We start from the raw sequence: 14737 nt of genomic DNA, 5'->3' as shown, positions 1-14737 counted from the left end.
CGACCGCCCCGGGGAGGAGCGCTCGACGGTGTCGTCGCGGCCCGGCGACGCCCGCGAGGGCGCACCGCTGCTGGCCCACGCGCCTGACGGCGGTCCCCCGTGCCGTGCCAGCCGCTGGGCACGCGGGACCGAGGCTGCTCGTGAGCCGACGCACTAGGCTACCCGACCCGCGCCGCTGGGCGAAATCGCGCCCGGGCGGGCCCGCAGGGCGACTGCGCCCAGGGCGCCAGGGGCCCGGGGCGTCAGGGGCGTCAGGGGCCCGGGGCGTCAGGGGCCCGGGGCGTCAGGGGCCCGGGGCGTCAGGGGCCCGGGGCGTCAGGGGCGCGCGGCGGCGCTCGCACCGACCGCCGCGAGGCCGGCGGCGCCGCCGTCGAGCGCGGTGAGCACGCGCGGGCCCTCGGCGGTCACGGTGAACGTGTGCTCGAAGTGCGCCGAGCGCGCGCCGTCGGCGGTGACCACCGTCCAGCCGTCCTCGAGCAGGCGGGTGTGCCGGGTGCCGAGGTTGAGCATGGGCTCGACGGCCAGCACCATGCCCTCGACGATCCGCGGGCTGCGCCGCGCCGAGTGGGCGTAGTTCGGCACCTGCGGCTCCTGGTGCATCGCGGTGCCGATGCCGTGCCCGACGTACTCCTGGACGAGCCCGTACTCGCCCTGGGCGCGGACGAAGGCCTCGATGGCGCCGCCGATGTCGGACACCGTCCCGCCGAGGCGCGCGGCCGCCATGCCGCGCCACATCGCCTCCTCGCAGACCGCGAGCAGGCGCGCCAGCTCCTCCCCCACGGCGCCGACCGGCACCGTCACGGCGGAGTCGCCGTGCCAGCCCTCGACGATCGCGCCGCAGTCGATGCTCACCACGTCGCCGTCGCGCAGGGCGCGCGGGCCGGGGATGCCGTGCACGACCTCGTCGTTGACCGAGGCGCAGATCGTGGCCGGGAAGCCGTGGTAGCCCTTGAACGAGGGGACGCCGCCGCCCGAGCGGATGTGCTCCTCGGCGAGGGCGTCCAGCTCGGCCGTCGTGACGCCGGGGGCCACGGCCCCGCGCAGCAGCTGGAGGGTCTCGCCGACCAGCAGCCCGGCGGCGCGCATCCGCGCGACCTCCTCGGGCGACTTGAGCTCGATCACGCGCTCACGCCTCCGGCGCCACACGCCCCGCCGCCCGCTCCAGGGCCGCGACGGCCCGCTCGGTCACCTCGGCCACCGGCCCGAGGGCGTCGACCTCCTCGACGAGCCCGCGCTCGCCGTAGTAGCCGACGAGCGGGGCGGTCTGCTCGGCGTACACGTGCAGCCGGTGCCGGACGGTCTCGGCCCGGTCGTCGTCGCGCTGGAACAGCTCCCCGCCGCAGGCGTCGCAGACGCCCTCCGCGGACGGCGGGTCGAACTCCAGGTGCCAGACGTGCCCGCAGGAGCGGCAGGTGCGCCGCCCGGAGAGCCGGCGCACGACCTCCTCGTCGTCGACCGCCAGCTCGAGCACCACGTCGAGCCGGGCCCCGAGCTCGGTGAGGATGTCGTCGAGGACGGCCGCCTGGTGGACGTTGCGCGGGAAGCCGTCGAGCAGGAAGCCCTCGGCCGCGTCGTCCTGGGCGAGCCGGTCGCGCACCATGGCGATCGTGACCTCGTCCGGGACGAGGTCACCGGCGTCCATGTACTTCTTCGCCTCCTGGCCGAGGGGCGTCCCCTGGCTCACGTTGGCGCGGAAGATGTCGCCGGTGCTGATCTTCGGCACCCCGAAGCGGTCGGCGATGAAGGCGGCCTGGGTGCCCTTGCCGGCACCGGGCGGCCCCACGAGGACGAGACGCACTAGCGGAGGAACCCCTCGTAGTTGCGCTGCTGGAGCTGGCTCTCCAGCTGCTTCACGGTCTCCAGCCCGACGCCGACCATGATCAGGATGCTCGTGCCGCCGAAGGGGAAGGTCTGCTGGTTCGCGCCGATGAGGGCGAACGCGATGATCGGCAGCAGCGCGATGATGCCGAGGTAGAGCGCCCCCGGGAGGGTGATCCGGGAGAGCACGTAGTCGAGGTACTCCGCCGTCGGCCGGCCCGCCCGGATGCCGGGGATGAAGCCGCCGTAGCGCTTCATGTTGTCGGCGATCTCGGTCGGGTTGAACGTGATCGACACGTAGAAGTACGCGAAGAAGATGATGAGCAGGAAGAACGTCAGCATGTACGACCAGTGGGTCCCCGACACGAGGTAGCGGTTGACCCACTCCGCCCAGCCCGGCGGGTTCGTCCGGTCGGCGAGCTGCACCGCCAGCGAGGGCAGGTAGAGCAGCGACGAGGCGAAGATGACCGGGATGACGCCGGCCTGGTTGACCTTGATCGGGATGTACGTCGAGGTGCCGCCGTACATCCGGCGCCCGACCATCCGCTTGGCGTACTGCACCGGGATCCGGCGCTGGCCCTGCTCGATGAAGACGACGAGCGCGACGATGACCAGGCCGATGGCGATGACGATCGCGAAGACGTCCCAGCCGCTCTGGATGCGGATCTGCCACAGCGAGGTCGGGAACCCGGCCGCGATCGAGGTGAAGATCAGCAGCGACATGCCGTTGCCGACGCCGCGGTCGGTGATGAGCTCGCCGAACCACATGATCACCGAGGTGCCCGCGGTCATCGTGAAGACCATGACGACGATGGTGAACAGCGAGTCGTCGGGGATGAGCGGCTGCGGGCAGTTCGGGATGAGCCCGCCTGGCTGGCGCGCGAGGGCGATGATGCCCGTCGCCTGCAGCACGGCCAGGCCGATGGTCATGTAGCGCGTGTACTGCGTGAGCTTCGCGGTGCCGCTCTGGCCCTCCTTCTTGAGGGTCTCGAAGCGCGGGATCACCACCGTCAGCAGCTGCACGATGATGCTCGCCGTGATGTACGGCATGATCCCGAGCGCGAAGACGGACAGCTGCAGCAGCGCCCCGCCGCTGAAGAGGTTGACGAGCTGGAACGCGCTGCCGCCGGTCGTGCCGGCGGCGTCGAGGCACTGCTGGACCGTCTCGTAGGAGACGCCCGGCGTCGGCACCTGCGAGCCGAGGCGGAACAGCGCCACGATCCCCATGGTGAAGAAGATCTTCTTGCGCAGGTCGGGCGTCCTGAAGGCCCGGGCGAACGCGGTGAGCACGTGTCCTCCTGCGCGGTGCGGCCGGCGCTCGTGCCGGCACCGCCTGGTCAGCGTTGGTGCGGTGGTCCCCGGGCGGACGCCCGGCCGAGTTGCGACGATAACAGTACGGCGCGCCACCCCGGGCCCCGTCGGGCTCCGTCGCGCCCGGGGCCGGGGCCGTCCCCCGGGCCGCGCTGCGCCGCGCGCCGGGTGGTGCGCCGGGGGTGGTGCGCCGGGGGGTGGTGCGCCGGGGGGTGGTGCGCCGCAGCCCGCGGCGCCCCTCGTGGGGGCGCCGCGGGCTGCGGGTGCGGCTCAGCGGGCGGTGGTGCTCCCGCCGGCCGCGGCGATCTTGTCGCGGGCGGACGCCGAGACGGCGTCGACCGCGACGGTCAGGGCGACGGTGACGTCGCCGGTACCGAGCACCTTGACCGGCTGGCCCTTGCGGACCGCGCCCTTGGCCACGAGGTCCTCGACCGTGACCTCGCCGCCCTCGGGGTAGAGCGCGGCGAGCTTGTCGAGGTTCACGACCTGGTACTCGGTGCGGAACGGGTTCTTGAAGCCGCGGAGCTTGGGCAGCCGCATGTGCAGCGGCATCTGCCCGCCCTCGAAGGCCCCGGGCACCTGGTAGCGGGCCTTGGTGCCCTTGGTGCCGCGGCCCGCGGTCTTGCCCTTGGACCCCTCGCCGCGGCCGACGCGCGTGCGGGCGGTCTTCGCCCCCGGCGCCGGGCGCAGGTGGTGGACCTTGAGCGCGTGCGTCTTCGGCTGGCCGCTCTGCGTCTCGTCAGCCATCGTCAGTCGACCTCCTCGACCGCGACCAGGTGGGCCACGGTCCTCACCATCCCGCGGACCTCGGGCCGGTCGTCGCGGACGACGACGTCGCCGATGCGGCGCAGGCCGAGGGTGCGCAGGGTGTCCCGCTGGTTCTGCTTGCCGCCGATCTCCGACTTCAGCTGCGTGACCTTGAGGCGGGCCATCAGGCACCCACCCCGGCACGGGCGCGCAGCAGCGCCGCCGGCGCGACGTCCTCGAGCGGCAGGCCGCGGCGCGCGGCCACCGCCTCGGGGCGCTCGAGGCCGCGCAGGGCGGCCACCGTCGCGTGGACGATGTTGATCGGGTTCGACGAGCCGAGCGACTTCGACAGCACGTCGTGGATGCCGGCGCACTCCAGGACGGCGCGCACCGGGCCACCGGCGATGACACCGGTACCCGGGGACGCCGGCTTGAGGAGCACGACGCCCGCGGCGGCCTCGCCCTGCACCAGGTGCGGGATGGTGCCCTGGATGCGAGGGACCTTGAAGAAGTGCTTCTTGGCCTCCTCCACGCCCTTGGCGATGGCGGCCGGCACCTCCTTGGCCTTGCCGTAGCCGACGCCCACCGTGCCGTCGCCGTCGCCGACGATGACGAGGGCGGTGAAGCTGAACCGCCGGCCGCCCTTGACGACCTTGGCCACGCGGTTGATGGCCACGACGCGCTCGACGTACGCGGTCTTGTCGGCGCCGCTGTCTCCGCGGCGGTCGCGGTCGCGACGGTCGCGGCGGTCGCCGCCGGCGGCGCCGGTCCCGCCCGTGCCGCCTCCGCGGCGCTGGGGTCCAGCCATCAGAAGTCCCTCTTCCTCGTCGTGGACGGTCGGGTGCTGGGGGTCCTCACAGCTCGAGGCCCCCCTCGCGGGCGCCGTCGGCGACAGCGGCCACCCGGCCGTGGTACTTGTTCCCGCCGCGGTCGAACACGACCGCCGCGACGCCGGCGGCCTTGGCGCGCTCGGCGACGAGCTCGCCCACGCGGCGGGCCTTGGCGGTCTTGTCGCCCTCGTGCGCGCGCAGGTCCGCCTCCATGGTGGAGGCCGAGGCCAGCGTGCGGCCGGCGCTGTCGTCGACGACCTGCACGAAGACGTGCCGCGACGAGCGGGTGACCACGAGGCGGGGGCGGGCCGGGGTGCCGGTGACCTTCTTGCGGACCCGGACGTGACGGCGGGCGCGCGCGACGCTCTTGGCGCCGCGGCGGATCTTGACGGAGATCGCCATGACTACTTACCAGCCTTCCCGACCTTGCGGCGGATGACCTCGCCCTGGTAGCGCACGCCCTTGCCCTTGTACGGGTCGGGCTTGCGCAGCTTGCGGATGTTCGCCGCGACCTCGCCGACCTTCTGCTTGTCGATGCCGGACACGACGAAGCGCGTCGGGGCCTCGACGGTGAAGGCGATGCCCTCCGGCGGGTCGATGACCACCGGGTGGCTGAAGCCGAGCGCGAACTCCAGGCTGGTCCCCCGCGCCTGGACGCGGTAGCCGACGCCGACGATCTCGAGCGTCTTGCGGTAGCCCTCGGTCACGCCCGCGACCATGTTGGCCACGAGCGTGCGGGTGAGCCCGTGCAGGGCCCGCACCGTGTTCTCGTCCGAGGGACGGGTCACGGTGAGCGTGCCGTCCTCGCCGCGGGTGATCTCCAGCGGCGACGGCACGGTGTGGTTGAGCGTCCCCTTGGGCCCGGTGACGGTGACGGCGCGGCCGTCGATGTCCACCTGCACGCCCGCGGGCACGGGGATGGGAAGGCGTCCGATGCGCGACATGCTGTTCCTCCCTCCCCTTACCAGACGTAGGCGAGGACTTCCCCGCCCACGCCCTTCTTGTTCGCCTGGCGGTCGGTCAGCAGCCCGCCGGACGTCGAGATGATGGCCACGCCGAGGCCGCCGAGGACCTTCGGCAGCGCCGTGGACTTCGCGTAGACGCGCAGGCCCGGCTTGGACACGCGCCGCACGCCGGCGATCGAGCGCTCGCGGTTCGGGCCGAACTTCAGGCGCAGGACGAGCGTCTGGCCCACCTCGGCGTCCTGGACGCTCCACCCCGCGATGTAGCCCTCCTGCTGGAGGATCTCGGCGATGTGGCTCTTGAGCTTGCTGTACGGCATCGCCACGGTGTCGTGGTACGCCGAGTTCGCGTTGCGCAGACGGGTGAGCATGTCTGCGATCGGGTCGGTCATGGTCATGGGAGCCTCGAGGCCCTTCCCGCCGTGGTTCCCCCTGGGGGGCCTGCGGCGACTGGAGCGGTGGTTACCAGCTGCTCTTGGTGACGCCGGGGAGCTCGCCGCGGTGGGCCATCTCCCGCAGGCAGATCCGGCACAGGCCGAACTTGCGGAAGACGGAGTGCGGCCGCCCGCAGCGCTGGCACCGGGTGTAGGCGCGCACGCCGAACTTCGGCTTGCGCAGCGACTTGTTGATCAGCGCCTTCTTGGCCACGGTCAGGACTCCTTGAACGGGAAGCCGAGGTGGCGCAGCAGGGCGCGGCCCTCGTCGTCGGTCTGGGCGGTCGTCACGACCGTGATGTCCATGCCGCGGACCCGGTCGACCTTGTCCTGGTCGATCTCGTGGAACATCGCCTGCTCGGTGAGCCCGAAGGTGTAGTTGCCCCGCCCGTCGAACTGCTTGGGCGACAGGCCGCGGAAGTCGCGGATGCGCGGCAGCGCGAGCGACAGCAGCCGGTCGAGGAACTCCCACATCCGGTCGCCGCGCAGCGTGACGTGCGCGCCGATCGGCTGGCCCTCGCGCAGCTTGAACTGCGCGATGGACTTGCGGGCCTTGGTCACGGCCGGCTTCTGGCCGGTGATCGCGGTGAGGTCGCGGACCGCGCCCTCGATGAGCTTGGAGTCGCGCGCCGCGTCCCCGACGCCCATGTTCACGACGATCTTCGTGACGCCCGGCACCTGCATGACGTTCGCGTAGCCGAACTGCTCGCGCAGGGCCGCCTGGATCTCCGAGCGGTACCGGGTCTTCAGGCGCGGCTGCACCCGCTCGGGGGCCGCGGTCTCGGTGGTGGTGCTCATCAGATGTCCTTACCGGTCCGCTTCGAGACGCGGACCTTCTGGCCGTTCTCGTCCACGCGGGTGCCGACGCGGGTGCGCTTGCCGTCCGAGGGGTCGACGAGCATCACGTTGCTCACGTGGACCGGGGCCTCCTGCGTGACGATGCCACCGGCACCGCCGCCGGCGCCCTGCCCGGCCTTCGTGTGCTTCTTGATGCGGTTGACGCCCTCGACGAGCACCTTCTCGCGGTCCGGGTAGGCCGCGATGACCTTCCCCTGCAGACCCTTGTCCTTGCCGCTGATGACCTCGACGAGGTCACCCTTGCGCACGTGCAGACCGGCCATGTCAGAGCACCTCCGGAGCCAGCGAGATGATGCGCATGAAGCGCTTGTCGCGCAGCTCGCGCCCGACCGGGCCGAAGATGCGCGTGCCGCGGGGGTCCCCGCCGTCCTTGACGATGACCGCCGCGTTCTCGTCGAAGCGGATGTAGGAGCCGTCGGGACGACGACGCTCCTTGACGGTGCGGACGACGACGGCCTTGACCACGTCGCCCTTCTTCACGGTGCCGCCCGGGATGGCGTCCTTGACGGTCGCCACGATGACGTCACCGATGCCGGCGTAGCGGCGCCCGGAGCCGCCGAGCACGCGGATGCACAGCAGCTCCTTGGCACCCGTGTTGTCGGCGACGCGCAGCCGCGACTCCTGCTGGATCACTTCACTGTCTCCTGTCGTCGCGCCGGTTCTCGCGCTCGGCGAGCCTGGCGGAACGGATGGTGGCGGCGGTCCCCGCCGCCCGCGGGCGGGCGGCGGGACCGCGCACTACTTGGCCTTCTCGAGGACCTCGACGACGCGCCAGCGCTTGGTGGCCGACAGCGGGCGGGTCTCCATGAGGAGGACCCGGTCGCCGACGCCGCACTGGTTCTGCTCGTCGTGGCACTTGAGCTTGCTGGTGCGCCGGATGACCTTGCCGTAGAGCGCGTGCTTGACGCGGTCCTCGACGGCCACCACGACGGTCTTGTCCATCTTGTCGCTCACCACGAGGCCCTCGCGGGTCTTGCGGAACCCGCGGGTGCTCTCGCCGGCGGGCGAGGTGCTCTCGCTCATGGGTGCCTCTCCGCTCATGCCGCACCGCCGGTGCTGCCACCGAAGGCCTCCACCGCGCCGATGCCGAGCTCGCGCTCGCGCATCACGGTGTAGATGCGGGCGATGTCCTTGCGCACGGCACGCAGTCGGCCGTGGTTCTCCAGCTGCCCGGTGGCCGCCTGGAAGCGGAGGTTGAACAGCTCCTCCTTGGCCTCCCGCAGCTTGGTGACGAGCTCGTCGTCCTCCGAGCGGCGCAGGTCGGAGGCAGTGGTGCCGGTGGCCATCAGACCTCGCTCCCCTCGCGCGTGACGATCTTGCACTTCATCGGCAGCTTGTGGATCGCGCGCGTCAGGGCGGCGCGGGCCACGGCCTCGTTCGGGAACGTCAGCTCGAACATGACGCGCCCGGGCTTGACGTTGGCGACCCACCACTCCGGCGAGCCCTTGCCCGAGCCCATGCGGGTCTCGGCGGGCTTCTTGGTCAGCGGGCGGTCCGGGTAGATGTTGATCCACACCTTGCCACCACGGCGGATGTGCCGGGTGATCGCGATGCGGGCCGACTCGATCTGCCGGTTGGTGACGTACGCCGGCTCGAGGGCCTGGATGCCGTACTCGCCGAACGTCACGCGGGTGCCGCCCTTGGCCGCGCCGTGGCGGTCGGGGTGGTGCTGCTTGCGGTGCTTGACCCGCCGCGGGATCAGCATGGTCAGCTCTCCGTTCCGGACTGGGCCTCGCGCACGGCCACCTCGACCGCGGAGGCGTCGGTCTGCGGCGGGTGCGAGCCCGCCTCGCGCACCGTGCCGTCGCCGGACGCGGTCACCGGGGCGGCCGGGGCGCCACCACGGGCACCGCCGGTGCCGCCGGCACCGGGCCGACGCGCACGGGTCGGGCGGCCGCCGGCGCCGCCGCGGGGACCGCGGCCGGGGGCCGCGGCGGCCGCCTGCTCGCGGGTCTCGCGGACGCTGTTGACGTCGCCCTTGTAGATCCACACCTTGACGCCGATGCGGCCGAACGTCGTGCGGGCCTCGTACAGGCCGTAGTCGATGTTCGCGCGCAGCGTGTGCAGCGGGACGCGGCCCTCGCGGTAGAACTCCGAGCGCGACATCTCCGCGCCGCCGAGGCGGCCCGAGCACTGCACCCGGATGCCCTTGGCGCCGGCCTTCATCGTGCTCTGCATCGACTTGCGCATCGCGCGGCGGAAGGACACGCGGCTCGACAGCTGCTCGGCCACGCCCTGCGCGACGAGCTGGGCGTCGAGCTCGGGGTTCTTGACCTCGAGGATGTTGAGCTGGACCTGCTTGCCGGTCAGCTTCTCCAGGTCGCCGCGGATGCGGTCGGCCTCCGCGCCGCGGCGGCCGATGACGATGCCCGGCCGGGCGGTGTGGATGTCCACGCGGACGCGGTCGCGGGTGCGCTCGATCTCCACCTTGGAGATGCCGGCCCGCTCCATGCCCTTGGTCATCATCCGGCGGATGGCGACGTCTTCCTTGACGTAGTCCTTGTACAGCTTGTCGGCGTACCACCGGCTCTTGAAGTCCGTGGTGATGCCGAGGCGGAACCCGTGCGGGTTGACCTTCTGCCCCACTACCGGGCCCTCCCCTTCTGGCTGTCGCGCGACTCGACCACGACGGTGATGTGGCTGGTGCGCTTGTTGATGCGGTAGGCCCGGCCCTGGGCGCGCGGGCGGAACCGCTTGAGCGTCGGGCCCTCGTCGACGTAGGCCGCCGAGACCCAGAGCGTGTCCGGGTCGAGCCGCTTGTTGTTCTCGGCGTTGGCGACCGCGCTGGCGAGCACCTTGCCGACCGGCTCGCTGGCCGCCTGCGGCGCGAACTGCAGGGTGGCCAGGGCCTGGTCGGCCTTCATCCCGCGGATCGCGTCGATGACGCGGCGGACCTTCATCGGCGTCATGCGGACGTAGCGGGCCTGCGCGAGCGCCTGCCCCTCGGTGAGGTGGCGCGCCTTGTTCTCAGCCACGACGCGACCTCCTGTCCTCCTTGACGTGCCCGCGGAAGGTGCGGGTCGGGGCGAACTCGCCCAGCTTGTGGCCGACCATCGCCTCGGTGACGAAGACCGGCACGTGCTTGCGCCCGTCGTGCACGGCGATCGTGTGCCCGAGCATGGACGGCACGATCATCGAGCGGCGGGACCAGGTCTTGATGACGTTCTTGGTGCCCTTGTCGTTCTGCACGTCCACCTTCTTCTGCAGGTGGTCGTCGACGAACGGGCCCTTCTTCAGGCTGCGCGGCATCGCGACTGCTCCTAGCGCTTCTTGCCGGTCTTGCGGCGACGGACGATGAGCTGGTCGCTCGCCTTGGCCTTGCGGGTGCGACCCTCCGGCTTGCCCCACGGGGTCGTCGGGTGGCGACCGCCGGAGGTCTTGCCCTCACCACCGCCGTGCGGGTGGTCGATCGGGTTCATGGCGACGCCGCGCACGGTCGGGCGCTTGCCCTTCCAGCGCATGCGCCCGGCCTTGCCCCAGTTGATGTTCGACTGCTCGGCGTTGCCGACCTCGCCGACGCTCGCGCGGCAGCGCACGTCCACGTTGCGGATCTCGCCCGAGGGCATCCGCAGCTGGGCGTACGGCCCGTCCTTGGCGACGAGCTGCACGCTCGCGCCGGCCGAGCGGGCGATCTTCGCGCCGCCGCCCGGGCGCAGCTCGATGGCGTGGACCACCGTGCCGACCGGGATGTTGCGCAGGGGCAGGTTGTTGCCCGGCTTGATGTCCGCGCCCGGGCCGTTCTCGATCCGGTCGCCCTGCTTGAGGCGGGCCGGCGCGAGGATGTAGCGCTTCTCGCCGTCCGCGTAGTGCAGCAGCGCGATGCGCGCGGTGCGGTTGGGGTCGTACTCGATGTGCGCGACGGTGGCCGGCACGCCGTCCTTGTCGTTGCGCCGGAAGTCGATCAGGCGGTACGCGCGCTTGTGCCCGCCGCCCTGGTGGCGCACGGTCACGCGGCCGTGGACGTTGCGCCCGCCCTTGCTGTGCAGGGGGCGGACCAGCGACTTCTCCGGCTCGGAGCGCGTGACCTCGACGAAGTCGGCGACGCTCGAGCCGCGACGGCCCGGCGTCGTCGGCTTGTACTTGCGGATGCCCATGAGGTGTCTCAGTCCCTTCTTCTAGAGGCGCCGGTCAGGAGACCGGGCCCCCGAAGATGTCGATCCGGTCGCCCTCGACGACGGTCACGATCGCGCGCTTGGTGTCCTTGCGCTTGCCGTAGCCGAACCGGGTCCGCTTGCGCTTGCCCTGGCGGTTGACGATGTTGACGCCCTTGCGGACCACCTTGACGCCGAAGACCTTCTCGACCGCGATCTTGATCTCGGTCTTGTTGGCGTCCGGGTGGACGAGGAACGTGTACTTGTTCTCGTCGAGCAGGCCGTAGCTCTTCTCGGAGATGACCGGCGCGAGCAGGACGTCGCGCGGGTCCTTCTGCAGCTCGCTCACTGCTCGCTCCCGTCGGTCTCGAGGGCGGCGGCCTCCGTGGAGGTCGCGACGGCGCTCGCACCGCGGCCGCGGGTCGGGCCGGCGAGGAACGCCTCGAGCGCGCCCTGGGTGAACACGACGTCGTCGGAGACGAGGACGTCGTAGGTGTTGAGCTGGTCCGCGGGGAGCACGTGCACCTCGGGGGCGTTGCGCAGGCTCAGCTGCGCGAGCTCGTCCGAGCGCTCGACGACCGCGAGGACGTGGCGGCGCTCGGACACCCGGCGCAGCACGGCGAGGGCGGCCTTCGTCGAGGGGGCCTCCCCCTCCACGACGCCGGTCAGCACGTGCACGCGGCCGTGGCGCGCCCGGTCCGACAGGGCCCCGCGCAGGGCGGCGGCCTTCATCTTCTTGGGCGTGCGCTGCTCGTACGAGCGCGGCGTCGGGCCGTGGACGATGCCACCGCCGGTCATCTGCGGCGCGCGGGTCGAGCCCTGGCGGCCGCGGCCGGTGCCCTTCTGGCGGAACGGCTTGCGCCCACCGCCGCGGACCTCGCCGCGCGTCTTGGTGTCGTGCGTGCCCTGGCGGGCCGCCGCGAGCTGGGCCACGACCACCTGGTGGATCAGCGGCACGTTGACCTGCACGTCGAAGACGTCGGCCGGCAGCTCGACGGTGCCGGCGACCTCGCCGGCCGGGGTGAGGACGTCGATGGTCGTCACTGCTGCGCTCCCTTGCCCTTGGACGCGGTGCGCACGAGGACGAGCCCGCCCTTGGGGCCCGGCAGGGCGCCCTTGATGAGGAGCAGGCCGCGCTCGGCGTCGACCGCGTGCACGGTCAGGCCCTGCGTGGTGGTGCGCACGCCGCCCATGCGGCCGGCCATGCGCAGGCCCTTGAAGACGCGACCGGGGGTCGCGCAGCCGCCGATGGAGCCCGGCGAGCGGTGCTTGCGCTGCGTGCCGTGCCCCGCGCCCAGGCCCTTGAAGCCGTGGCGCTTCATGACGCCGGCGTGGCCCTTGCCCTTGCTGCGGCCGGTGACGTCGACCTCCTGGCCGGCGGCGAAGGCCTCGGCCGTGAGCTCCTGGCCGGGGGCGAAGTCCGCGGCGTCCTGCGTGCGCAGCTCGACGAGGTGCCGGCGCGGCGTCGTGCCGGCCTTGGCGAAGTGCCCGGCCAGCGGCTTGGTGACCTTGCGGGGGTCGATCGCGCCGTACGCGATCTGCACCGCGGCGTAGCCGTCCTTGTCGTCCGTGCGGACCTGCGTCACCACGCAGGGGCCGGCCTTGACGACGGTGACGGGCACCAGGCGGTTGCCCTCGTCCCACACCTGCGTCATGCCGAGCTTCTCGCCGAGCAGCCCGCGGATGCTCTTGATCTGCTGAGTCATGGGGTTGTCCGCGTCCCTCAGAGCTTGATCTCGATGTCGACGCCCGCCGGCAGGTCGAGCCGCATGAGCGAGTCGACGGTCTTCGGCGTCGGGTCGATGATGTCGATGAGGCGCTTGTGCGTGCGCATCTCGAAGTGCTCGCGCGAGTCCTTGTACTTGTGCGGCGAGCGGATGACGCAGTAGACGTTCTTCTCCGTCGGCAGCGGCACCGGACCGGCGACCTGGGCGCCCGTGCGGGTCACCGTGTCGACGATCTTGCGCGCCGAGCTGTCGATGACCTCGTGGTCGTAGGCCTTCAGCCTGATGCGGATCTTCTGTCCCGCCATGGCGTGCTCGTTTCCTCTTCTCGTACCGCTGCTGGCTCTCGGTCTCCGCTGCCGGGACCCCCCGCGAGGGGGGCCGGTCCCGCCCGCCGGGGCGACCGCTCCGACCCCCGGGGTCGGGCGTGTCGCGCTCCGCCTGCACGCGCCCCTCGGGGACCGTGCGCTGCGGGGGCCGGGCGGACCGCGGACGACCCGTCGGCTCCACCCAGGGCGCGGGCGACGGCCCCTCCCCCGCGACCCGTGGGGGCCTGGGGCTGGTCCGTGCGTCCGCCCGCGCTCGGGCAACCGGACTAGTATGCCGCAGCCTCGGGGGCTATGGCGAATCGGTGCCCTGACCTGCGACGGGGGCCGGGCCAGGGGCGGGGCGACGTGCGCCCGGTGACCCCGGCCCGACCCCCGTCGGGCGGTGCAGGACTACTTGATGATCTTGGTGACCCGGCCGGCGCCCACGGTGCGGCCGCCCTCGCGGATGGCGAAGCGCAGGCCCTCCTCCATGGCGATGGGCTGGATCAGCGAGACCTTCATCTCGGTGTTGTCGCCCGGCATGACCATCTCGGTGCCCTCGGGGAGGTCCACCACGCCGGTGACGTCCGTCGTCCGGAAGTAGAACTGCGGACGGTAGTTGTTGAAGAACGGCGTGTGCCGGCCGCCCTCGTCCTTGGACAGGATGTAGACCTGGCCCTCGAACTCGGTGTGCGGGGTGGTCGTGCCCGGCTTGATGACGACCTGGCCGCGCTCGACGTCCTCGCGCTTGATGCCGCGCAGCAGCAGGCCGACGTTCTCGCCCGCGCGCCCCTCGTCGAGGAGCTTGCGGAACATCTCGATGCCGGTGACCGTCGTGGTCTGCTTGGTCTCCTTGATGCCGACGATGTCGACCGTCTCGTTGACCTTGACCACACCGCGCTCGACGCGGCCGGTGACGACCGTGCCGCGACCGGTGATCGTGAAGACGTCCTCGACGGGCATGAGGAACGGCTTGTCGACCTCGCGCTCGGGCTGCGGGATCGCGGTGTCGACCGCGTTCATGAGCTCGACGATCGAGTCGGCCCACTTCTCGTCGCCGTTGAGCGCCGGGAAGGCCGCGACGCGGACCACGGGGACGTCGTCGCCCGGGAACTCGTACTCCGAGAGGAGCTCGCGGACCTCGAGCTCGACGAGCTCGAGGATCTCCTCGTCGTCGACCATGTCGCACTTGTTGAGCGCGACGACGATGTAGGGGACGCCGACCTGGCGGGCCAGGAGGACGTGCTCCTTCGTCTGCGGCATCGGGCCGTCGGTCGCCGCGACCACGAGGATGGCGCCGTCCATCTGCGCCGCACCCGTGATCATGTTCTTGATGTAGTCGGCGTGGCCCGGGCAGTCGACGTGCGCGTAGTGGCGCTGCTCGGTCTGGTACTCGACGTGCGCGATCGAGATCGTGATGCCGCGCTGCCGCTCCTCCGGCGCCTTGTCGATCTGGTCGAACGGCGTGAAGGGGTTGATGTCCGGGTACTTGTCGTGCAGCACCTTGGTGATCGCCGCGGTGAGCGTCGTCTTGCCGTGGTCGATGTGACCGATGGTGCCGATGTTGACGTGCGGCTTAGTCCGCTCGAACTTCGCCTTCGCCACTGGGATCTCCTTCTCGACTGTGGGGTAGCGCCGTACGACGTCAGGGGTG

At 71.9% G+C, this 14737-nt stretch carries 25 protein-coding genes; all 25 read right to left on the bottom strand.

All coding sequences use genetic code 11. The features are described 5' to 3' along the window. Positions 1 to 315: 315 nt before the first annotated feature. Positions 316 to 1122 (bottom strand): type I methionyl aminopeptidase, encoded by an 807-nt coding sequence (gene map / locus D5H78_RS16775; RefSeq protein ID WP_218566723.1) that lies wholly within the window; start codon positions 1120 to 1122, stop codon positions 316 to 318. A gap of 4 nt (positions 1123 to 1126) precedes the next feature. Next, the gene (locus tag D5H78_RS16770) at positions 1127 to 1798 is read right to left on the bottom strand and encodes an adenylate kinase (protein WP_119951652.1); all 672 of its coding nucleotides are present in this window, start codon (positions 1796 to 1798) and stop codon (positions 1127 to 1129) included. After that, positions 1798 to 3108, bottom strand: coding sequence for a preprotein translocase subunit SecY (gene secY, locus D5H78_RS16765; protein WP_119951651.1), 1311 nt, complete (start codon positions 3106 to 3108; stop codon positions 1798 to 1800). The genes D5H78_RS16770 and secY overlap by 1 nt, the downstream gene beginning before the upstream one ends. A gap of 291 nt (positions 3109 to 3399) precedes the next feature. Next, a complete protein-coding gene (gene rplO, locus D5H78_RS16760; protein ID WP_119951650.1) occupies positions 3400 to 3876 on the bottom strand; it encodes a 50S ribosomal protein L15 in 477 nt (158 codons plus the stop codon). A gap of 2 nt (positions 3877 to 3878) precedes the next feature. Further along, on the bottom strand, positions 3879 to 4061 hold the full coding sequence (gene rpmD / locus D5H78_RS16755; RefSeq protein WP_119951649.1) for a 50S ribosomal protein L30: 183 nt from the start codon (positions 4059 to 4061) through the stop codon (positions 3879 to 3881). Then, a complete protein-coding gene (gene rpsE / locus D5H78_RS16750; protein WP_119951648.1) occupies positions 4061 to 4684 on the bottom strand; it encodes a 30S ribosomal protein S5 in 624 nt (207 codons plus the stop codon). Before rpsE ends, rpmD begins: the two co-directional genes overlap by 1 nt. A gap of 46 nt (positions 4685 to 4730) precedes the next feature. Then, positions 4731 to 5108, bottom strand: coding sequence for a 50S ribosomal protein L18 (gene rplR / locus D5H78_RS16745; protein ID WP_119951647.1), 378 nt, complete (start codon positions 5106 to 5108; stop codon positions 4731 to 4733). 2 nt (positions 5109 to 5110) lie between these two features. Then, positions 5111 to 5650 carry a 50S ribosomal protein L6 gene (gene rplF / locus D5H78_RS16740; protein WP_119951646.1) on the bottom strand — a complete coding sequence of 180 codons (540 nt, stop codon included), beginning with the start codon at positions 5648 to 5650 and terminating at the stop codon, positions 5111 to 5113. A 17-nt stretch (positions 5651 to 5667) separates the two neighbouring features. Further along, the gene (gene rpsH, locus D5H78_RS16735) at positions 5668 to 6066 is read right to left on the bottom strand and encodes a 30S ribosomal protein S8 (RefSeq protein ID WP_119951645.1); all 399 of its coding nucleotides are present in this window, start codon (positions 6064 to 6066) and stop codon (positions 5668 to 5670) included. A 64-nt stretch (positions 6067 to 6130) separates the two neighbouring features. Then, complete coding sequence (locus D5H78_RS16730; protein WP_119951644.1) at positions 6131 to 6316, bottom strand: type Z 30S ribosomal protein S14; 186 nt, start codon at positions 6314 to 6316, stop codon at positions 6131 to 6133. Positions 6317 to 6318: 2 nt separating this feature from the next. After that, positions 6319 to 6900: a 50S ribosomal protein L5 gene (gene rplE / locus D5H78_RS16725; RefSeq protein ID WP_119951643.1), complete on the bottom strand. Its 582-nt coding sequence runs from the start codon at positions 6898 to 6900 to the stop codon at positions 6319 to 6321. Next, positions 6900 to 7223: a 50S ribosomal protein L24 gene (gene rplX, locus D5H78_RS16720; protein WP_177891313.1), complete on the bottom strand. Its 324-nt coding sequence runs from the start codon at positions 7221 to 7223 to the stop codon at positions 6900 to 6902. The genes rplE and rplX overlap by 1 nt, the downstream gene beginning before the upstream one ends. Position 7224: 1 nt before the next feature. Further along, on the bottom strand, positions 7225 to 7593 hold the full coding sequence (gene rplN, locus D5H78_RS16715; protein WP_119951642.1) for a 50S ribosomal protein L14: 369 nt from the start codon (positions 7591 to 7593) through the stop codon (positions 7225 to 7227). A gap of 105 nt (positions 7594 to 7698) precedes the next feature. After that, positions 7699 to 7983: a 30S ribosomal protein S17 gene (gene rpsQ / locus D5H78_RS16710; RefSeq protein ID WP_119951641.1), complete on the bottom strand. Its 285-nt coding sequence runs from the start codon at positions 7981 to 7983 to the stop codon at positions 7699 to 7701. 14 nt (positions 7984 to 7997) lie between these two features. Beyond that, positions 7998 to 8246 carry a 50S ribosomal protein L29 gene (rpmC, locus tag D5H78_RS16705; protein WP_119951640.1) on the bottom strand — a complete coding sequence of 83 codons (249 nt, stop codon included), beginning with the start codon at positions 8244 to 8246 and terminating at the stop codon, positions 7998 to 8000. Then, complete coding sequence (gene rplP / locus D5H78_RS16700) at positions 8246 to 8665, bottom strand: 50S ribosomal protein L16 (protein WP_119951639.1); 420 nt, start codon at positions 8663 to 8665, stop codon at positions 8246 to 8248. The genes rpmC and rplP overlap by 1 nt, the downstream gene beginning before the upstream one ends. Positions 8666 to 8667: 2 nt before the next feature. After that, positions 8668 to 9546 carry a 30S ribosomal protein S3 gene (gene rpsC / locus D5H78_RS16695; protein WP_119951638.1) on the bottom strand — a complete coding sequence of 293 codons (879 nt, stop codon included), beginning with the start codon at positions 9544 to 9546 and terminating at the stop codon, positions 8668 to 8670. Then, complete coding sequence (gene rplV / locus D5H78_RS16690; protein WP_281268713.1) at positions 9546 to 9935, bottom strand: 50S ribosomal protein L22; 390 nt, start codon at positions 9933 to 9935, stop codon at positions 9546 to 9548. The genes rpsC and rplV overlap by 1 nt, the downstream gene beginning before the upstream one ends. Then, the gene (rpsS, locus tag D5H78_RS16685; RefSeq protein WP_119951637.1) at positions 9928 to 10209 is read right to left on the bottom strand and encodes a 30S ribosomal protein S19; all 282 of its coding nucleotides are present in this window, start codon (positions 10207 to 10209) and stop codon (positions 9928 to 9930) included. The genes rplV and rpsS overlap by 8 nt, the downstream gene beginning before the upstream one ends. A gap of 11 nt (positions 10210 to 10220) precedes the next feature. Next, entirely contained in the window at positions 10221 to 11054 is an 834-nt protein-coding gene (gene rplB / locus D5H78_RS16680; protein WP_119951636.1) for a 50S ribosomal protein L2, read from the bottom strand. Between the two features lie 34 nt (positions 11055 to 11088). Further along, a complete protein-coding gene (rplW, locus tag D5H78_RS16675) occupies positions 11089 to 11400 on the bottom strand; it encodes a 50S ribosomal protein L23 (RefSeq protein ID WP_119951635.1) in 312 nt (103 codons plus the stop codon). Beyond that, positions 11397 to 12095 (bottom strand): 50S ribosomal protein L4, encoded by a 699-nt coding sequence (gene rplD, locus D5H78_RS16670; protein ID WP_119951634.1) that lies wholly within the window; start codon positions 12093 to 12095, stop codon positions 11397 to 11399. Before rplD ends, rplW begins: the two co-directional genes overlap by 4 nt. Next, positions 12092 to 12757 (bottom strand): 50S ribosomal protein L3, encoded by a 666-nt coding sequence (rplC, locus tag D5H78_RS16665; RefSeq protein ID WP_119951633.1) that lies wholly within the window; start codon positions 12755 to 12757, stop codon positions 12092 to 12094. Before rplC ends, rplD begins: the two co-directional genes overlap by 4 nt. 17 nt (positions 12758 to 12774) lie before the next feature. Further along, on the bottom strand, positions 12775 to 13083 hold the full coding sequence (gene rpsJ / locus D5H78_RS16660) for a 30S ribosomal protein S10 (RefSeq protein WP_119951632.1): 309 nt from the start codon (positions 13081 to 13083) through the stop codon (positions 12775 to 12777). A 411-nt stretch (positions 13084 to 13494) separates the two neighbouring features. Next, entirely contained in the window at positions 13495 to 14688 is a 1194-nt protein-coding gene (tuf, locus tag D5H78_RS16655; protein ID WP_119951631.1) for an elongation factor Tu, read from the bottom strand. Between the last annotated feature and the right edge of the window lie 49 nt (positions 14689 to 14737).

Source organism: Vallicoccus soli, assembly GCF_003594885.1.
Lineage (GTDB): Bacteria > Actinomycetota > Actinomycetes > Motilibacterales > Motilibacteraceae > Vallicoccus > Vallicoccus soli.
The sequence above is the reverse complement of the archived record's forward strand: the minus strand, read 5'-3'. Positions and strand labels throughout refer to the sequence as shown.